Origin of the sequence: Pseudomonas flavescens (assembly GCF_013408425.1) — a bacterium.
GTDB lineage: Bacteria > Pseudomonadota > Gammaproteobacteria > Pseudomonadales > Pseudomonadaceae > Aquipseudomonas > Aquipseudomonas fulva_A.
Genome location: NZ_JACBYV010000001.1, coordinates 3,604,485 through 3,620,108 on the forward strand (window position 1 = coordinate 3,604,485; position 15,624 = coordinate 3,620,108).

The window sequence follows — 15,624 nt, forward strand, 5'->3', positions numbered from 1 at the left end:
ATGATGGCGTCATCGGGTTATCGTTTCAGCGCCAGTCTTCACGCAGTCGGATCAGGCCCTCCTGGGCCACGGAGGCGACCAGTTGGCCCTGGCGGTTGAACACGCTGCCGCGAGAAAAACCGCGGGCATTGCCAGCCCAGGGGCTGTCCATGGCGTAGAGCAGCCAGTCGTCCATGCGCAGGTTGCCGTGGAACCAGATGGAGTGATCGAGGCTGGCCACCTGCATGAACTTCTGCCACACCGATACGCCGTGGGGCAGCATCGAGGTGGTCAGCAGATTGAAGTCCGAGGCATAGCCAAGCAGGTACTTGTGGATGGCAGGTGTGTCCGGCAACTCACCGTCAGCGCGGAACCACACGTACTTGACCGGCTCGCTGACCTTGGGGGCGAACGGATTATCGACGGTCACCGGGCGAATCTCGATGGGCTTGTCGAACAGCACACGCTCGCGCACCCGAGGCGGCAACGAGTCGGCTACCAGGCTGGCCAGTTCGGTTTCCGAACGCAGCCCTTCCGGGCCCGGGACGTCAGGCATCTGCGCCTGATGGTGGAGCCCTTCTTCGAGGTACTGGAACGAGGCGCTGCAGGTGAAGATCGCCTTGCCCTTCTGCACCGCCGTTACCCGGCGGGTGCTGAAACTGCCGCCGTCACGCACGCGGTCGACCTGATAGACCACCGGCAATGCGGCATCGCCCGGGCGCAGGAAGTAGCCATGCAGCGAGTGCACATGACGATCGGCCTCGACCGTCTGGGTGGCCGCCGACACGCACTGGCCCAGTACCTGACCGCCGAAGAGTTGGCGAAAACCGAGATCCTGGCTGACGCCACGGAACAGGTTTTCCTCGATGGCCTCGAGGCTCAGCAGCGCCACCAATTCTTGCAGGACTTGACTCATACGGTTCTCCACGGCCCCTACCCAGGGCAATACTGCGACACGCGCGGGGTGCGCGGACGGTGAATGGTAATGCCTTTGCCGCCTGTCAGGAATCGCGGGATGGCGACGGAGGCGACAGGCTCAGCCCCGCTTCGGCCATTCGCCACGCGTGATCCGATACAGCAGGTGCTGGTATAGCCGGTGACCGGGCGCCAGTGCCGGATGCTCGAAGCCGCCAGCCGGCTGCATGCCGAGCGCCTGCATGACCCGCTGCGAGGGCACGTTCACGGCGGCCGTGAAGGACACCACTTGCGGCAGCTCAAGGCGCACGAAGGCGCAGTCCAGGGCCGCTCGAGCAGCCTCCTGAGCGTACCCCTGCCCCCAGTGCTCCGGCAGCAATCGCCAACCGATCTCCACCGCCGGCGTGAAGGCGGCCTCGAAGCCGACATGGGCCAGCCCGGTCATGCCAATGAAGCGCCCGTCGTGGCGATGCCGCAGCGCCCAGAAGCAAAACCCATGCTGGCTGAAGTGCTGCTGCAGGCGCGCCAGCAATGCCTGGCTCTGCTCAAGGCTCAAGGGCGCCGGAAAATGGCGCATCACCTGCTCGTCAGCGCACAGGGTCGCCAGGTCGGCGAGGTCGTCATCACGCCAGGCGCTCAGGTACAGGCGCGGCGTTTGCAGCTCGATCACATCCATTTCGCTTCTCGTGCATACTGCCCAGGGTTCACCAAACGCCGCCATTGTATGCCCCTGCCGCTGATCTACCACGACGACTACAGCCCGCCCTTTCCGGAAGGCCACCGCTTCCCGATGGAGAAATTCCGTCTGCTGCGCGACCACCTGGTGGACAGCGGCCTGACCCGGGATGCCGACCTGCTGCGTCCGCAAATCTGCCCCGCGGACATCCTCGCCCTCTGCCATTGCCCCGCCTATATCGAGCGTTACCTGAGCGGCGAGCTGAGCCATGAAGATCAGCGCCGTCTCGGGCTGCCGTGGAGCCCGGCGCTGGCACGTCGCACCGTGCGGGCAGTGGGTGGCTCGCTACTGGCAACCGAGCAGGCGCTGCAACATGGCCTGGCCTGTCACCTGGCGGGCGGCACCCACCACGCCCACTACGATTACCCGGCAGGCTTCTGCATCTTCAACGACCTGGCCGTGATCGCCCGCTACCTGCTGGAAAGCGGCCAGGCGCATCGCGTACTGATCTTCGATTGCGACGTCCACCAGGGCGACGGCACCGCGCGGCTGCTCGAACACGTGGACAACGCCGTCACCGTGTCGCTGCACTGCGAGCAGAACTACCCGACACGCAAGGCCCGCAGCGACTGGGACATCCCACTGCCTCGTGGCCTGGGCGACCGCGACTACCTGAAAGTCGTCGACGACACCCTCGACTACCTGCTGCCCCTCTATCAGCCGGATATCGTGCTCTATGACGCCGGCGTCGACGTGCACCGCGACGATGCCCTCGGCTATCTGCAACTCAGCGACGCCGGCCTGGCTGCCCGCGACGAAGCCGTGCTGCATCATTGCCTGGGCCGCGACATTCCAGTGGTCGGCGTGATCGGTGGCGGCTACAGCAAGGATCGCCACGCCCTGGCCCGCCGCCATGGCATTCTCCATCACAGCGCCGCGCGGGTATGGCAGCAACGAGGGCTCGGGTAGCTCCGCCCCCCGTAGGAAAGCACCCAGCTCACAGAATCACGGCCAACTGCTATCACCCGCCTCTGCCCACTGCTAGAGTCGCCGCCTTTCTCACAAGGATGTTTCCATGCAAGCTCATGCCTACCAGGCGCCCGGCGCCAATCTCGAAGTAGAAAGCGTGTTCTGCCGTAATTGCGGCTCGCCCATCACTGCCACTGCGCAGACCTGCTCGCACTGCAGCGCCAACCAGAATCTCAACCCTCGAAGCAAGATCACCGCGGGTCTGCTCGCGCTGTTCCTTGGCGGTCTCGGTTTTCACCGTTTCTATCTGGGCCAGTGGTGGGGGCTGTTCTATCTGCTGTTCTGGGGCACCGGCATTCCCAGCCTGATTTCGCTGATTGAGGCCATCGTATTCTTCTGCACCAGTGACCAGAAATGGAACGCCAAGTACGGGCGCACCAAGGGCAGTGCCTGGCTGATGGGCCTCGCCGGCGTCTTTGCCATACTGGTCATGATCGGTACCCTCTCTGCCATTGCCATCCCCGCCTACCAGAAATATGTTGAGCGGGCCAAAGCCGCCCAGGCCAGCATGCAACAGCAGGCCGAGCCACAATTGCGTCAGCAGTAGCAAGCAACACGGGCGCCGACCTGTGCGGCGCCCATGCCCGATGGCGGAGCCTGCGTTAGAATGCGCGCCAGCCCAACTTCGCCAAATCTTATGACCCAGAACTCCCTGTCCGCCGTCATCATCGGCGGCGGCCCCGCCGGCCTGATGGCCGCTGAAACCCTGGCGCTCACCGGCGTGCGGGTCGACCTCTACGACGCCATGCCCTCCGTGGGCCGCAAGTTCCTCCTGGCCGGCGTCGGCGGGATGAACATCACCCATTCCGAAGCCTACCCGGCGTTCGTCAGCCGTTACGGCGAGCGCCAAGGGCAGGTCGACGAACTGCTGCAAGGCTTCGACGCCGATGCCCTGCGCGCCTGGATTCATGGCCTGGGTATCGACACCTTCGTCGGCACCTCGGGCCGCGTGTTCCCCACCGACATGAAGGCAGCGCCGCTACTGCGCGCCTGGCTCAAACGCCTGCGCGAAGCCGGGGTGCACCTGCACACCCGGCACCGCTGGCTGGGCTGGAATGACGACGGCAGCCTGCGCGTGGGCACCCCCGAAGGCGAGCGCGCGGTCCACGCCGATGCCGTATTGCTGGCCCTGGGCGGCGGCAGTTGGCCGCGGCTAGGCTCCGACGGCAGCTGGGTCGCCCACCTGCAACGGGCCGGCGTGCCCATCGCCCCGCTGCAACCGAGCAACTGCGGTTTCGACGTGGCCACCTGGAGCCCGCTGTTGCGCGAGAAATTCGCCGGGGCACCGCTGAAGAACGTCGCCCTGGGTCTGAGCGGTGAGGCGCAGCGCCAGGGTGAGTTCGTGCTCACCGCCACCGGTATCGAGGGCAGCCTGGTGTACGCCCTGTCCGCCGGCATTCGCCAGCGCATCACCCGCGACGGTAGCTGCACGGTGCACCTCGACCTGCTGCCACAGCGCAGCGAAGACGCCTTGAGCAAGGCCCTGAGCAAGCCCCGTGGCTCGCACTCCATGGCCAAGCACCTGCATCGTCAGGCCGGGCTGGATGGCGTCAAGGCCGCGCTGCTGCGCGAGCTGACCGCCGCCGAGCACTACGCCGATCCCCAGCGCCTGGCCGCCTCGATCAAGGCCCTGCCCATCGAACTGCGCCAACCGCGCCCCCTGGAGGAAGCGATCAGCAGCGCCGGTGGCGTGCCTTTCGAAGCCCTCGACAAGGGGTTGATGCTGACCGTACTGCCCGGCACGTTCTGCGCGGGCGAAATGCTCGACTGGGAGGCGCCCACCGGCGGCTACCTGCTCACCGCGTGCTTCGCCAGTGGCCGTGTGGCCGGCCAGGGCATCGCCCGCTGGCTGCGAACCAAAAACCGATAACCCCGGATCAGGAGGATCCCCATGCTGACCAGCGTCGAACTCAAGACCTTCATCCCGGCCAAGGACTACCCGCTCAGCCAGGCCTTCTACACCGCACTGGGCTTCAAACCCGGCTGGCAATCGGACGAGATGAGTTACTTCAGCAACGGCGAGCACAACGCCTTTCTGCTGCAGAACTTCTACGTCAAGGAGCAGGCGGACAACTTCGTCATGCACCTGCTGGTCGACGACGTCGAAGCCTGGTGGGCCAACGTGCAGAAGGAAAAGCTCAGCGAGCGTTTCGGTGTGCGCACCATCGAACCGCAAGACCAGCCCTGGGGCATCCGCGAATTCATCATCTTCGACCCGAGCGGCGTGCTGTGGCGGATCGGGCAGAATATCTGAGCGGAAAAAAGCACGAAGCCTGAATTGAGCGCAGCGATACCCAGGAGCGCTCTCGCAATGCGCCGTCTAGCTTTCGAGCGAAATCGTCTTTCGAAAGAACACCCGGGCGTAACCGTCCTCAACTGCCCGGCGCGTTTCCCGGTACCCCAAACGCGGGTAGAAGAGGATGTTCTCGGTCATCCGCTCGTTGGTGTACAGCTCGATGGCCACGCAACCCAGTTCCCGAGCCTGGTCTTCGGCGAAGCCCATCAGTTGCCTGCCCAGCCCCTGGCCACGGGCCTGATTGCAGACCGCGACGTTCTGCACATGCAGCACATCGCCCTCATGCTCCAGCACCAAAACGCCCCTCACCGCACCGTCCGCCTCCAATACGAACACCCTGTACCCTGCAATGACCTGGCGATAGTCATCGAGCATCGGCGCCGGCTGCCTGCCGATCCGTGGAATATAGGGGGCGTAGGCGTCGTGGACTATCGCGGTGATCGCGTCGACATCCACCTCCCTGGCGCGGCGTATCAGCATTAACGCCCGCCCTTCGGCTTGCCACCGAAACTCGGCACCTTGCGGATGGCCTTGACCGGCGGTGCGGCAGGTTCGTCGCTCTCCATCCAGCGGCCCAGGCTGCCGGACTTGCCGCCCCCGACCACCTTGGGCTTTTTCGGCTTCTTCGGTTTTTTCACCACCAGACCGCCAGCCATCGTCTGCGGCACACGGTGGTCGGGGATGAAGTCCGGCTCGTCGACGCGCTGCACGATCTGCTGGATCAGCGCTTCGATGGCCGAGAGCAGTTGCACCTCGTCGGCGCAGACCAGCGACACGGCCTGGCCGCTGGCCCCCGCGCGACCGGTACGACCGATGCGGTGCACGTAGTCTTCGGCGACGATGGGCAGGTCGAAGTTGACCACCAGTGGCAGGTCATCGATATCCAGGCCGCGGGCGGCCACATCGGTGGCGACCAGCACGTCGACTTCGCCGGCCTTGAAGCGCTGCAGTGCACGCAGGCGGGTCGGCTGCGGCTTGTCACCGTGGATCGCATCGGCACGAATGCCTGCGGCCAGCAGTTCCTGCTCGAGTTCATCGACGCCCTTGCGGGTCTTGACGAAGACCAGCACCTGCGACCATTTCTTGCTGCGGTACAGGTGCAGGAACAGCTCGGCCTTGCGCTTCTTGTCGACCGGAATCAGCCACTGCTTGACCGACTTGGCGGCGGCGTTGCGCGGGCTGACTTCGATGCTCAGCGGGTCCCGCAACATTTCACCGGCCAGGGTGCGAATGGCCTCGGAAAAGGTCGCGGAGAACAGCAGGGTCTGGCGCTTCTTCGGCAAGGCGGCGAACAGGTCGTCCAGCTCGCGGGCAAAGCCCAGGTCGAGCATGCGATCGGCTTCATCGAGCACCAGCACCTGCAACTGGGAAAACTTCACCGCGTTCTGGCGGTACAGGTCGAGCAGCCGACCAGGGGTGGCGACCAGTACGTCGAGACCTTTGCGCAGCTTCATCATCTGCGGGTTGATGCTCACGCCACCGTACACCGCGTAACTGCGCAGGGGCAGAAACTGCGAGTAGGTCTGCACGCTTTGCTGCACCTGCTCGGCCAACTCGCGGGTCGGCACCAGCACCAGGGCGCGCACCGAGTTGCTGGCGACGGTCGGGCCTTCCATCATCAGGCGCTGCAGGATCGGCAGGGTGAAGGCGGCGGTCTTGCCGGTGCCGGTCTGCGCCGCGGCCATCAGATCGCGGCCGTTGATGATCGGGCCGATGGCCTGGGCCTGGACGGGCGTCGGGGTCTTGTAGTCGAGGCCGTCGAGGCAGCGCAGCAGGGGTTCGATCAGGCCGAGGGAAGCGAAGGTCATGGCGGGCAACGTGGTGGGCAATGGAGATGCCGCACAGTTTATCCTGTCCGGGTAGCGGCCGCTCAGTTGCAGCGCGGCGCTACCCGGGGATGAACACCCTGGGTAGCGCTTCGCTCAACGCCAGGCCACGAGTTCCGGCATGCGACTCAGAACTCACCGCGCAAGGTGAACATGTAGCTGCGCGGATCGCCGTAGTAATTGCCGCGGCGCAGCTCACCCACGGACTTGTAGTACGTCTTGTCGAACAGGTTCTTGGCATCGAGGCCAATCGTCCAGTGCTGGTCGATTTTCCAGGTGGCCAGGGCATCGTAGACCGCACGACCGGCGTTGCTCACTTCAGGGCCGTAGGTATCGGTGCTGTAGCCACTCTGCGCGGAAACGGCGCCGCCGACGGTCAGGCGATTGAGCGCACCAGGCAACTGATAAGTGGTCGAGGCACGCAGCAAGTGCTTGGGCGTCTGGTAGTCGGTGGGGCCGCCGCTGGCCTTGCTGGTCTGGTTGAAGGTGTAGCCGGCTGCCACCTGCCAGCCGGACAGCAGTTCACCACTGGCCTCCAGTTCGTAACCCTTGCTGCGCTGGATCTCGGCATTCAGGTAGCACAGGCCATCGATGTTCGAATCGCAGAGCGCGCCACTGGGGTCTTCTGCCGCCACGTCGTCCTGCTTGATGTAGAACAGCGCAGCGGAGAGATTCAGGCGTCCGTCGTACAGCTCGCCCTTGATACCGGTTTCGTAATTGACGCCAACGGCCGGATCGAGCAGCGAGCCCGCTGCCGTGCGGTAATCGCTTTGTGGCTGGAAGATGTCGGCGTAGCTGGCGTACCACGACCACTGGTCGTTGAGGTCGTAGATGACGCCGACGAAGGGCGTGAACTCGTGATCCTGACGATTCCCTGCCTTGGTTCCGCTGAGGGTCTCTTCGGTCTCGTATTCGTACCAACTCAACCGTCCACCCAGCACCACGCTCAGTGGCTCGCTCAGGTACAGCCGCGTATTGGCGTAAACCCCATAACGAGTCTCGGCGCTGTCGTTGATCGACGTCCAGGCGGCACGCGTCGGCCTGGCCAATGCCTGATGGTTCGGGTCGAACACGTCGATGGCGCCGACGCCCGCAGCGGTATTGATATTGGCGTTCTTGCTGTACTGCTCCTCGCGGGACCAGTTGCCGCCGACCATCAGCGTATGGCGCAGGCCGAAGGCTTCGAAGCTGCCGGAAAGGTTGCTGTCGATACCGGTGTTGGTCACGTCATCACTGCGGTACAGCGTTCGGAACAAGCGCGAGCCCGTATTGGTGGCCGGGTTGATCGCGCCTTGAGGCAGTGCCGAACGCTGATCGAAGCCCCCTTCAGCGCGGGTCAGCGAGGTCTTGCTGGTCCAGTCCTCGCTGAGGCGATATTCCAGGTCGGCGAAAACTTCGGTCTGCTCGCTTTCGTGGCGGTTCCAGTCCTGCGCCAGCGAGGTGGAACGGGAAACGCCGAGGGCCTTGCCATTGCTGTAGCGCGGCAGGCCGAAGATCGAGTAGCCGCTGGTGACGCCCGTCTGCCGGCGCAGGCCAACGGAAAGAGTCGAGGCGTCATTGAGGTCGGCTTCGACGATGCCGTAGAACAGCGGCTTGCGGCTGGCTTCGCGGTCGTAGAAATACTGGCGATCTTCGTAGGCCACCAAGGCACGACCGCGCAGGGTGCGGGACTCGTTCAGCGCGCCGCTACCATCCAGGTCCATGCGGTAGAAATCGTCGGAGCCGGCGCGGGTGGTCACCGAGAAGCGCGGCTCGGCAGTCGGCCGCTTGCGCACCAGATTGACCGCGCCGCCCGGGTTGCCGTTGCCGACCAGCAGGCCGGCGGCGCCACGAAGAATCTCCACGCGGTCGTAAACGGCGGTGTCCGGGGTCATCCAGCCGGTGGGGCTGTGAATCACGCCGGGCATGCCATCGACCAGATAGGCATCGGCGCCCAGCTCGAAACCCCGGGAATTGTACTGATGGTCGCCGAAGTTGCGCGTCTGCAGGGTGATGCCCGGTGCGCTGTAGAGCACCTGATCCAGGGAGGTGAAATTACGATCGTCCATCTGCTGGCGGGTGATCACGCTGACCGACTGCGGGGTTTCACGCAACGACTGCGCGCCCTTGCCCAGGGTGACCGCACGGGTGGTGTAGGAACCGCTACCCTCGGTAGCGCTGCTCGCCAGATCACTGCTGATGGTGGTGGCCTGCAGGTCGAGCGCGGCGGACGGCCCGTGCTCCATGATCAGCCAGACGTCGCCGCTGCGCTGCACCACCAGCCCCGAACCGGCGAGCAGACGACGCAACGCATCATCGATGGCGAAGGTGCCCTTCAGCGCAGGCGCCGAGCGGCTTGCGACCAGGCGATCATCGACGGCGAGGGTCACCCCGGCCTGGCTGGCCAGCTGCTTCAGGGTGGCAGCCAGCGGTTGCGCCGGCAGATCCAGTTCGACGGGGGCTGCCTGTACGCCCAGTGCCAGCGTCAGGGCGCTGGCGGTGACCAGTGTTTTCAGGGATGTGCGCAGCATGAGGGGTCTCGTGATGATCTCGGATACCCCTTGACGGAGCAGGCTGCGAAAAGCCCAACCTGGAACGCGAAAATTTTCAGCGCGGCAGCAACAGGGTGCCGTCGGCACGCTCCTGCAGGCGTACCCCGGCAAGCTGCGGCAAGGCCTGAACGAATGCCTCGATATCGGCCACCTGTACCACGGCGGTGAGTGTCTGCGGCATGACCGGCTGCTCGAGGCGCAGCGGCTTTTCGCGATAACGGGCAAGGCCGGCCACCACCTCGCCCAGGTCGGCCTGCTCGAAAACCAGGCTGCCGCTGCTGAAGCCAAAAGCGCCCGCCGCCTTGCGATCCGAACGCCGCAGCCCGACAGACTCACGATAAAGGCCGACCTGATCGGCGCCCAGCTCGATGCGCTGCTCGCCGCTGGTCATCGCGACCCGGCCACGGGCCACGCTGACCTGCACGCGCCGGTCGAACGTCTCGACCACGAAACGCGTCCCCAGCACCCGCACCTGTGCCGCGCCGGCATCCACCACGAAGGGGCGTTGCGGGTCGTGGCGCACGTCGAAGATGGCCCGCCCACGCAACAGCGTCAGATGCCGCACGCGATCATCGAAGAGCACCTGGATGCGTGTATCGGCATCCATCTGCACCTCGCTGCCGTCGGCCAGCTGCATGCGCCGCAACGCACCGATGCCGGTGAACAGTTGCAGTTCCTGGCGCGCGGCATGGCGGGCCAGCAGCCAGGCACCCAGGCCGCCGAGCAGCAAGCCGCCGAGCATGCCGTTGCGCAGGAAGCGCCGGCGCCCGACGTTCTCCATGGCGCCAGCCAGGGCACGGGTCTGATCGGTGCTGGAGAAGTCGCCCCACAAGCGCTTGAAGCTGTGAAATTCCTGAGCGTTGCGCGGGTCGGCGGCCAGCCAGTTGGCGAATACCTGGCGTTCGGGGTGATCGTCCGGCAACTCGAGCAGTCGCGCGAACCAGTGCGCCGCCTCACGACGCCGCGCGCTCATGGGCAGAGCAGCTCGCGGGCCTCGTGCAGATCGAGCAAGGCACGCACCAGGTGGCGCTCGACCATGGTGGTGCTGATCTGCAGCATCGCGGCGACCTCCACCTGGCGGTGCCCTTCGATACGCACCAGCCAGAACACCTCGCGGCAACGCGGCGGCAGGCAATCGAGAATGCGCTGCAGGGCATCCAGACGCTGCTGGAGGTCGGCCAGATGTTCGGCCGAAGGGACGAACGACGCGCCCTCGTCCAGATCCATGCGCGGCTCGCTGCCAGCCTCGGGAAACGGCTGATAGCGCGAAGCGTCGCGGTAATGGTCGATCAGAACGGAATGGGCGATGCGCCGCAGGTAGGCGTTGGGCTGTTCGATGACGCCACGCTGGTTGGCGAGCACGAAGCGAATGAAGGCATCGTGCAGCACGTCATAGGCACGCTGCACGCAATGGGTACGCCGGCTCAGGCTCAGCAGCAGATCGGTGTAGGCCCAGCGCAAATTGATTCCGCCCCACTCCATCATCCACCTCGGCCATGTTTCGACGGCGTCAGCCATCAGGGGGCGGGCAGTATAGAGAGCGCCACGAGGCAAAGTAAATGAGAACTATTAGTAGCCGACCGGCAACTGCGACGGCCGTTAACTCAGGGCACCGAGCAGCGCACGCACCTTGGCTGCGGACATGCCTTGCAACTGACGCAGGAAGTCGTGATCGACCACGCTGCGGCCGTATTGCTCGCGCAGCAGGCGACACAGATGCAGCGTCAGGTTGGCGGCCATTTCCGCGTCGGCCAGCGCCCGGTGAGCCTTGCCGGTGTCCGGCAGGCGCGCCCAGCGATTGAGGTTGCCAAGCTTGTGGCTCGGTGCGCCAGGCAGCAGACGCCGCGACAGCAACAGCGAGCAGGCGAACTGCTGGACACGCGTGCGGCCGATCAGGCCCAGCTCGGCGTCCCAGAACTTCTGATCGAAGGAGGCATTGTGCGCCAGCATCGGAATGTCGCCAACGAACTCGGCGACCTCGTGCATCACCTCGGCTGCCGGGGGTGCGCTGCGCAGCATGGCGTTGCTGATGCCGGTCAGTTGCTCGATGAACGGCGGCACCCAGGCACCGCTGTTCATCAGGCTCTGGTAACGCGCGGTGATCTGCCCGTTCTCGATGATCACCACGCCTATTTCGGTGGCGCGGGCCTGCTGGGCCGGCGACATGCCGGTGGTTTCGAAGTCGATGACAGCAATGGGTTTCACGTAAAGCCTCAGTGTTTCAGCAACAGATGCCCCTCGATGGGCACATAACGAGTGGCCGCGCGCACCAGCGACTGCGCGGTGAGCCCGGGAACGCCGTAGGCCACGGCTTCGACGCCATGACGTTGGCGAATGCGTTCGAGCAGCAGATCGAAATCGCCGTCACCGGAGGCCAGCACCACGCTGTCGACGTTCGCCGCCGCGTCCATCACGTCGATGGTGATGCCCACGTCCCAGTCCCCTTTTGCCGAACCGTCACTGCGCTGGATGTAGGGTTTCAGCTTCACGGTGAAGCCGAGGTTGCGCAGGATCTGCTGGAACTGCTGCTGCTTCGGATCGCCACGGTCGATGGCATAGGCGTACGCCTCTACGATCTCGCCGCCGCCGGCCAGCTCGGCCCACAGCGCGGTGTAATTGAAGTGACAGCCATAGGCCTGGCGTACGGTGTAATAGAGATTCTGCACATCGGCGAACACGGCTATTTTCTTCACCGGACATCCTCACAAGGGCTCGCGCGGGGTGCACGGGTGGCCAGTATGCCAGTCTCGCGCCCCTCAGGTCGAAAGACGCGGCCCCGATGGTGACCACGACTCGTCTCGTGGCTGGTCGAGAAACCGACGCCCTCGTATGATGGCGGCCTGTTTTTCTGGCCGCGACTTTCCATGAATCCCCTCGACGCCCTGCGTGACGCCTGGTTCTTCTTCCGGCAAAACCTGCTGCAGATCATTCTCCTGTGCCTGCCCTTCCTGCTGCTCGAAGCCGCGCTGAGCATGCAGCTCGAAGGTCTGGTCACAGCCGCCAAGGTGCCGCTCTACGATGTGCTGCTCGGGCTGCTCTTCTATCCGCTGTACAGCGCCGCGCTGATCCTCTTCATCGACGCACGCAGCCGGGGCGAGCAGCCGGCCAGGGGCGCGCTGGTCGCCATGAGCCTGAGCCTGTGGCCGCGCTTCGTGCTGCTGGCCGGCATCGGCACCCTGGCGATCATGCTCGGCGCCTCGCTGTTCATCCTGCCGGGGTTGTGGCTGATGGTGCGCCTGGTGTTTTCCGACTACCTGCTGGTGCTGCGCGGGGTGTCGCCGCTGCAGGCGCTGCATCAGAGCCTGCAACTGACCCAAGGCCATTTCTGGCCGATTCTGACCTGCGTGATGCTGGTCATGGTGCCGCCGTGGCTGGTTGGTTTCTGGGCCGGCGATATTGCCGCGGAGCCTGCCGGGCGCCTGCTGCTGGACCTGCTGCTCGGTCTCTTTCAGCTATTCACCACGGTGGTGGTGTTCCGCCTGTACATGCTGCGCACGGGCGACAACACCGCGCCGCTGCCGTAATCTGCCGGACAACCCACCGTTCAAGACCGAGACGACCACGTGGCAAGAAAATCGCGCAGAGAGCTGGCCAAAGACCGCGGTGACCTCGGCGACCTGCCGATCACGGTCAAGGATGTGGCCCTCAAGGCCGGTGTGTCACCGATCACCGTGTCGCGGGCGATCCAGCGCCCGGAGCTGGTCAGCGATGCCACCCGCACCCATGTGCTGGAAGTGGTGCGTGCCATGGGTTACGTGCCCAACCTGATGGCCGGCGGCCTGGCGACCAGCAAGAGTCGCCTGGTGGCCATCGTGCTGCCGACCATCGCCAACTCGATCTACGCCAGCGTGGTGCAGGCCATCATGGACCGTCTCGCCGAGGCCGGCTATCACGCCCTGGTCGGCCCGAGCGGCTACACCCCGGAGCATGAAGAAGCCCTGCTGGCCGCCATTCTCGGCCGCCGCCCGGATGGCATCGTGCTGACCGGCACCTTCCACACCCAGGCCAGCCGTGAGCGCCTGGCGTCCGCTGGCATCCCGGTGGTCGAGGCCTGGGACCTGAGTGAAGACGGCCTGGACATGCAGGTGGGCTTCTCCCATGAGCAGGTCGGCACCGCGGTGGCCGAGCACTTCTTCGCCAGGGGCTACCGGCGCTGGGCAGTGATCGGCGTCGACGATCCCCGTGCGCTGCGCCGCTGCAATGCGGTGATCGAGCGCCTCACCGCCCTGGGTGTCGACGCCGTGGCGGTACAGACCTTGCCCCTGCCGGCGACCTGGGAAGTCGGCCGCAAGGGCCTGGCCGCGTTGCTCGATGGCGGTGAGCAGCCGGATTTCATCTTCTGCAGCTCGGACACCGTCGCCCTCGGCGTGCTCACCGAAGCCGCCAGCCGCGGCCTGAAGGTACCTGGCGACCTCGCCGTACTGGGCTTCGGCGATACCCTCAACGGCCAGTTCGCCAGCCCTGCCCTCTCGACGGTCAGCGTGAATGCCGCGGAGATGGGCAACCAGGTCGCCGAGGCACTGCTGCGCCGCTTCGACGGCCAGGGTGCCGAGGCGCGCGTCGATACCGGCTTTGCGATCATCGAGCGTGAAAGCACGGGCTGACAGGAAGCCGCTTCCCGCAGCCTGGGTTGAGCGCAGCGATAGCCGGGAGCGGGGTATCAACCCAGGCCACATCTAGAAAACGATTCACGGTTCCCATGTAGGAGCCCGCTTGCGGGCGATCCATCTCGAATCACACCCACGCCATCACCTCCATCGGCCAAGCCTTTCAGGTGCCCCAATCACCCCAAAGGCATCTTCCGCAACCGCCAATCTGTAAATTCACGCTTGAATGATAACGTTATCTGTTTATGATGATAGCGTTATCTTCTCTACCACCAGCGACACCCGAAGCGATCCGTTACCGCTGCCCCAGCAAGGCAGCCAGACCATCCGCAACGCCGGCGACGGCAACAGGAGTCAAGCGATGAACAATAACAATATCCACACAGGCACCCCGGTCATCACCTCACTGGAGGTCATCCCGGTTGCCGGCCACGACAGCATGCTGCTCAACCTGAGCGGTGGCCACGCCCCTTTCTTCACCCGCAACCTGCTGATCCTGCGCGACAACGCCGGACATGTCGGCGTCGGTGAAGTGCCGGGCGGCGAAGCCATTCGCCAGACCCTGGAAGATGCCCGCCAACTGCTGCTCGGCCAATCCATCGGCCAGTACCAGAAACTGCTCGGCCAGGTACGCCAGACCTTCGCCGACCGCGACTCCGGCGGCCGCGGCCTGCAGACCTTCGACCTGCGCATCACCATCCACGCCGTCACCGCCGTGGAGGCTGCCCTCCTCGACCTGCTCGGCCAGCACCTGGAAGTACCGGTCGCCGCCCTGCTTGGCGAAGGCCAGCAGCGTGATGCCGTGGAGATGCTCGGTTACCTGTTCTACGTCGGCGACCGCAACAAAACCGACCTGCCCTATCGCCAGGAAGCGGATGCCGACAACGCCTGGTTCCAGGTACGCAACGAAGAGGCGCTGGACGCCCAGGGCGTGGTGCGCCTCGCCGAAGCCGCCTACGAGCGTTATGGCTTCAAGGACTTCAAACTCAAGGGCGGCGTGCTGCGCGGCGATGAGGAAATCGAAGCGGTCACCGCACTGGCCGAACGCTTCCCCGATGCACGCATCACCCTCGACCCCAACGGTGCCTGGTCGCTGCAGGAGGCCATCCGCCTGTGCCGCGACCAGCATCACGTGCTCGCCTATGCCGAAGACCCCTGTGGCGCCGAGAACGGCTACTCGGGCCGTGAGGTGATGGCCGAGTTCCGCCGCTCCACTGGCCTGCCGACCGCCACCAACATGATCGCCACCGACTGGCGTCAGATGGGCCATGCGATCCAGCTGCAATCGGTGGACATTCCCCTGGCCGACCCGCACTTCTGGACCATGCAGGGTTCGGTACGCGTGGCGCAGATGTGCAACGACTGGGGCCTGACCTGGGGCTCGCACTCGAACAACCACTTCGACGTCTCGCTGGCCATGTTCACCCACGTGGCTGCCGCCGCGCCGGGCAAGATCACCGCCATCGACACCCACTGGATCTGGCAGGACGGCCAGCGCCTGACCAAGGAGCCATTCCGTATCGAAGGCGGTCTGGTCAAGGTGCCGCAGAAGCCGGGCCTCGGCGTGGAGCTGGACATGGACGCCGTGGCCAAGGCCCACGAGTGCTACAAGGGCATGGGCCTGGGCGCGCGCAACGACGCAGTGGCCATGCAGTACCTGATCAGCGGCTGGACCTTCGATAACAAGAAGCCCTGCCTGGTGCGCTGAGCACGCTCGCAGTGCGGCCAACTGGGTGGGCTGAAGCGGATCGCCGCCCGGCCCGCC

Annotated in this window: 16 protein-coding genes; 7 read left to right on the plus strand and 9 right to left on the minus strand. The window is 65.2% G+C overall.

Annotated features, from left to right (window positions below; translation table 11 throughout):
• Nucleotides 1-25: 25 nt before the first annotated feature.
• Both tesB and FHR27_RS16130 read right to left on the minus strand, forming a co-directional pair.
• On the minus strand, nt 26-895 hold the full coding sequence (tesB, locus tag FHR27_RS16125) for an acyl-CoA thioesterase II (RefSeq protein WP_042553013.1): 870 nt from the start codon (nt 893-895) through the stop codon (nt 26-28).
• Between the two features lie 120 nt (nt 896-1,015).
• Nucleotides 1,016-1,570, minus strand: a complete 555-nt coding sequence (locus FHR27_RS16130) for a GNAT family N-acetyltransferase (protein WP_179539048.1) — start codon at nt 1,568-1,570, stop codon at nt 1,016-1,018.
• 48 nt (nt 1,571-1,618) lie between these two features.
• Here FHR27_RS16130 and FHR27_RS16135 point away from each other — a divergent pair, with 48 nt between their 5' ends.
• The 4 genes from FHR27_RS16135 (at nt 1,619) to FHR27_RS16150 (ending at nt 4,853) form a co-directional block, all read left to right on the plus strand.
• Nucleotides 1,619-2,539 carry a histone deacetylase family protein gene (locus FHR27_RS16135; protein WP_179539049.1) on the plus strand — a complete coding sequence of 307 codons (921 nt, stop codon included), beginning with the start codon at nt 1,619-1,621 and terminating at the stop codon, nt 2,537-2,539.
• 106 nt (nt 2,540-2,645) lie between these two features.
• Complete coding sequence (locus tag FHR27_RS16140) at nt 2,646-3,146, plus strand: NINE protein (protein WP_082045744.1); 501 nt, start codon at nt 2,646-2,648, stop codon at nt 3,144-3,146.
• Between the two features lie 90 nt (nt 3,147-3,236).
• Entirely contained in the window at nt 3,237-4,469 is a 1,233-nt protein-coding gene (locus FHR27_RS16145; protein WP_179539050.1) for a TIGR03862 family flavoprotein, read from the plus strand.
• Nucleotides 4,470-4,490: 21 nt separating this feature from the next.
• The gene (locus tag FHR27_RS16150) at nt 4,491-4,853 is read left to right on the plus strand and encodes a VOC family protein (RefSeq protein ID WP_179539051.1); all 363 of its coding nucleotides are present in this window, start codon (nt 4,491-4,493) and stop codon (nt 4,851-4,853) included.
• 66 nt (nt 4,854-4,919) lie between these two features.
• On the opposite strand, the gene FHR27_RS16155 is transcribed toward FHR27_RS16150, so the two are convergent.
• From FHR27_RS16155 to FHR27_RS16185, 7 genes are all read right to left on the minus strand, one after another.
• The gene (locus FHR27_RS16155; RefSeq protein ID WP_179539052.1) at nt 4,920-5,375 is read right to left on the minus strand and encodes a GNAT family N-acetyltransferase; all 456 of its coding nucleotides are present in this window, start codon (nt 5,373-5,375) and stop codon (nt 4,920-4,922) included.
• Nucleotides 5,375-6,703 carry a DEAD/DEAH box helicase gene (locus tag FHR27_RS16160; RefSeq protein WP_179539053.1) on the minus strand — a complete coding sequence of 443 codons (1,329 nt, stop codon included), beginning with the start codon at nt 6,701-6,703 and terminating at the stop codon, nt 5,375-5,377. Before FHR27_RS16160 ends, FHR27_RS16155 begins: the two co-directional genes overlap by 1 nt.
• A 146-nt stretch (nt 6,704-6,849) precedes the next feature.
• Nucleotides 6,850-9,231, minus strand: coding sequence for a TonB-dependent siderophore receptor (locus FHR27_RS16165; RefSeq protein ID WP_042553007.1), 2,382 nt, complete (start codon nt 9,229-9,231; stop codon nt 6,850-6,852).
• Between the two features lie 76 nt (nt 9,232-9,307).
• Entirely contained in the window at nt 9,308-10,225 is a 918-nt protein-coding gene (locus FHR27_RS16170; RefSeq protein WP_179539054.1) for a FecR family protein, read from the minus strand.
• Nucleotides 10,222-10,713 carry a sigma-70 family RNA polymerase sigma factor gene (locus FHR27_RS16175; protein WP_197076973.1) on the minus strand — a complete coding sequence of 164 codons (492 nt, stop codon included), beginning with the start codon at nt 10,711-10,713 and terminating at the stop codon, nt 10,222-10,224. The genes FHR27_RS16170 and FHR27_RS16175 overlap by 4 nt, the downstream gene beginning before the upstream one ends.
• Nucleotides 10,714-10,851: 138 nt before the next feature.
• Nucleotides 10,852-11,457: a 3'-5' exonuclease gene (locus tag FHR27_RS16180; protein WP_042553004.1), complete on the minus strand. Its 606-nt coding sequence runs from the start codon at nt 11,455-11,457 to the stop codon at nt 10,852-10,854.
• 8 nt (nt 11,458-11,465) lie between these two features.
• A complete protein-coding gene (locus tag FHR27_RS16185) occupies nt 11,466-11,945 on the minus strand; it encodes an NYN domain-containing protein (RefSeq protein ID WP_042553003.1) in 480 nt (159 codons plus the stop codon).
• A gap of 171 nt (nt 11,946-12,116) precedes the next feature.
• Here FHR27_RS16185 and FHR27_RS16190 point away from each other — a divergent pair, with 171 nt between their 5' ends.
• The 3 genes from FHR27_RS16190 to gudD all read left to right on the plus strand — a co-directional run bounded on the left by FHR27_RS16190 (nt 12,117) and on the right by gudD (nt 15,567).
• Nucleotides 12,117-12,776, plus strand: a complete 660-nt coding sequence (locus FHR27_RS16190) for a YciC family protein (RefSeq protein WP_042553002.1) — start codon at nt 12,117-12,119, stop codon at nt 12,774-12,776.
• A gap of 39 nt (nt 12,777-12,815) precedes the next feature.
• Complete coding sequence (locus tag FHR27_RS16195) at nt 12,816-13,856, plus strand: LacI family DNA-binding transcriptional regulator (RefSeq protein ID WP_179539055.1); 1,041 nt, start codon at nt 12,816-12,818, stop codon at nt 13,854-13,856.
• Nucleotides 13,857-14,220: 364 nt separating this feature from the next.
• Nucleotides 14,221-15,567 carry a glucarate dehydratase gene (gene gudD, locus FHR27_RS16200; protein WP_042553000.1) on the plus strand — a complete coding sequence of 449 codons (1,347 nt, stop codon included), beginning with the start codon at nt 14,221-14,223 and terminating at the stop codon, nt 15,565-15,567.
• Nucleotides 15,568-15,624: the final 57 nt, after the last annotated feature.

Coding starts and splice junctions, on each gene's coding strand:
- tesB (WP_042553013.1), bottom strand. CDS start 895: ATGAGTCAAGTCCTGCAAGAATTGGTGGCGCTGCTGAGCCTCGAGGCC.
- FHR27_RS16130 (WP_179539048.1), bottom strand. CDS start 1,570: ATGGATGTGATCGAGCTGCAAACGCCGCGCCTGTACCTGAGCGCCTGG.
- FHR27_RS16135 (WP_179539049.1), top strand. CDS start 1,619: ATGCCCCTGCCGCTGATCTACCACGACGACTACAGCCCGCCCTTTCCG.
- FHR27_RS16140 (WP_082045744.1), top strand. CDS start 2,646: ATGCAAGCTCATGCCTACCAGGCGCCCGGCGCCAATCTCGAAGTAGAA.
- FHR27_RS16145 (WP_179539050.1), top strand. CDS start 3,237: ATGACCCAGAACTCCCTGTCCGCCGTCATCATCGGCGGCGGCCCCGCC.
- FHR27_RS16150 (WP_179539051.1), top strand. CDS start 4,491: ATGCTGACCAGCGTCGAACTCAAGACCTTCATCCCGGCCAAGGACTAC.
- FHR27_RS16155 (WP_179539052.1), bottom strand. CDS start 5,375: ATGCTGATACGCCGCGCCAGGGAGGTGGATGTCGACGCGATCACCGCG.
- FHR27_RS16160 (WP_179539053.1), bottom strand. CDS start 6,703: ATGACCTTCGCTTCCCTCGGCCTGATCGAACCCCTGCTGCGCTGCCTC.
- FHR27_RS16165 (WP_042553007.1), bottom strand. CDS start 9,231: ATGCTGCGCACATCCCTGAAAACACTGGTCACCGCCAGCGCCCTGACG.
- FHR27_RS16170 (WP_179539054.1), bottom strand. CDS start 10,225: ATGAGCGCGCGGCGTCGTGAGGCGGCGCACTGGTTCGCGCGACTGCTC.
- FHR27_RS16190 (WP_042553002.1), top strand. CDS start 12,117: ATGAATCCCCTCGACGCCCTGCGTGACGCCTGGTTCTTCTTCCGGCAA.
- gudD (WP_042553000.1), top strand. CDS start 14,221: ATGAACAATAACAATATCCACACAGGCACCCCGGTCATCACCTCACTG.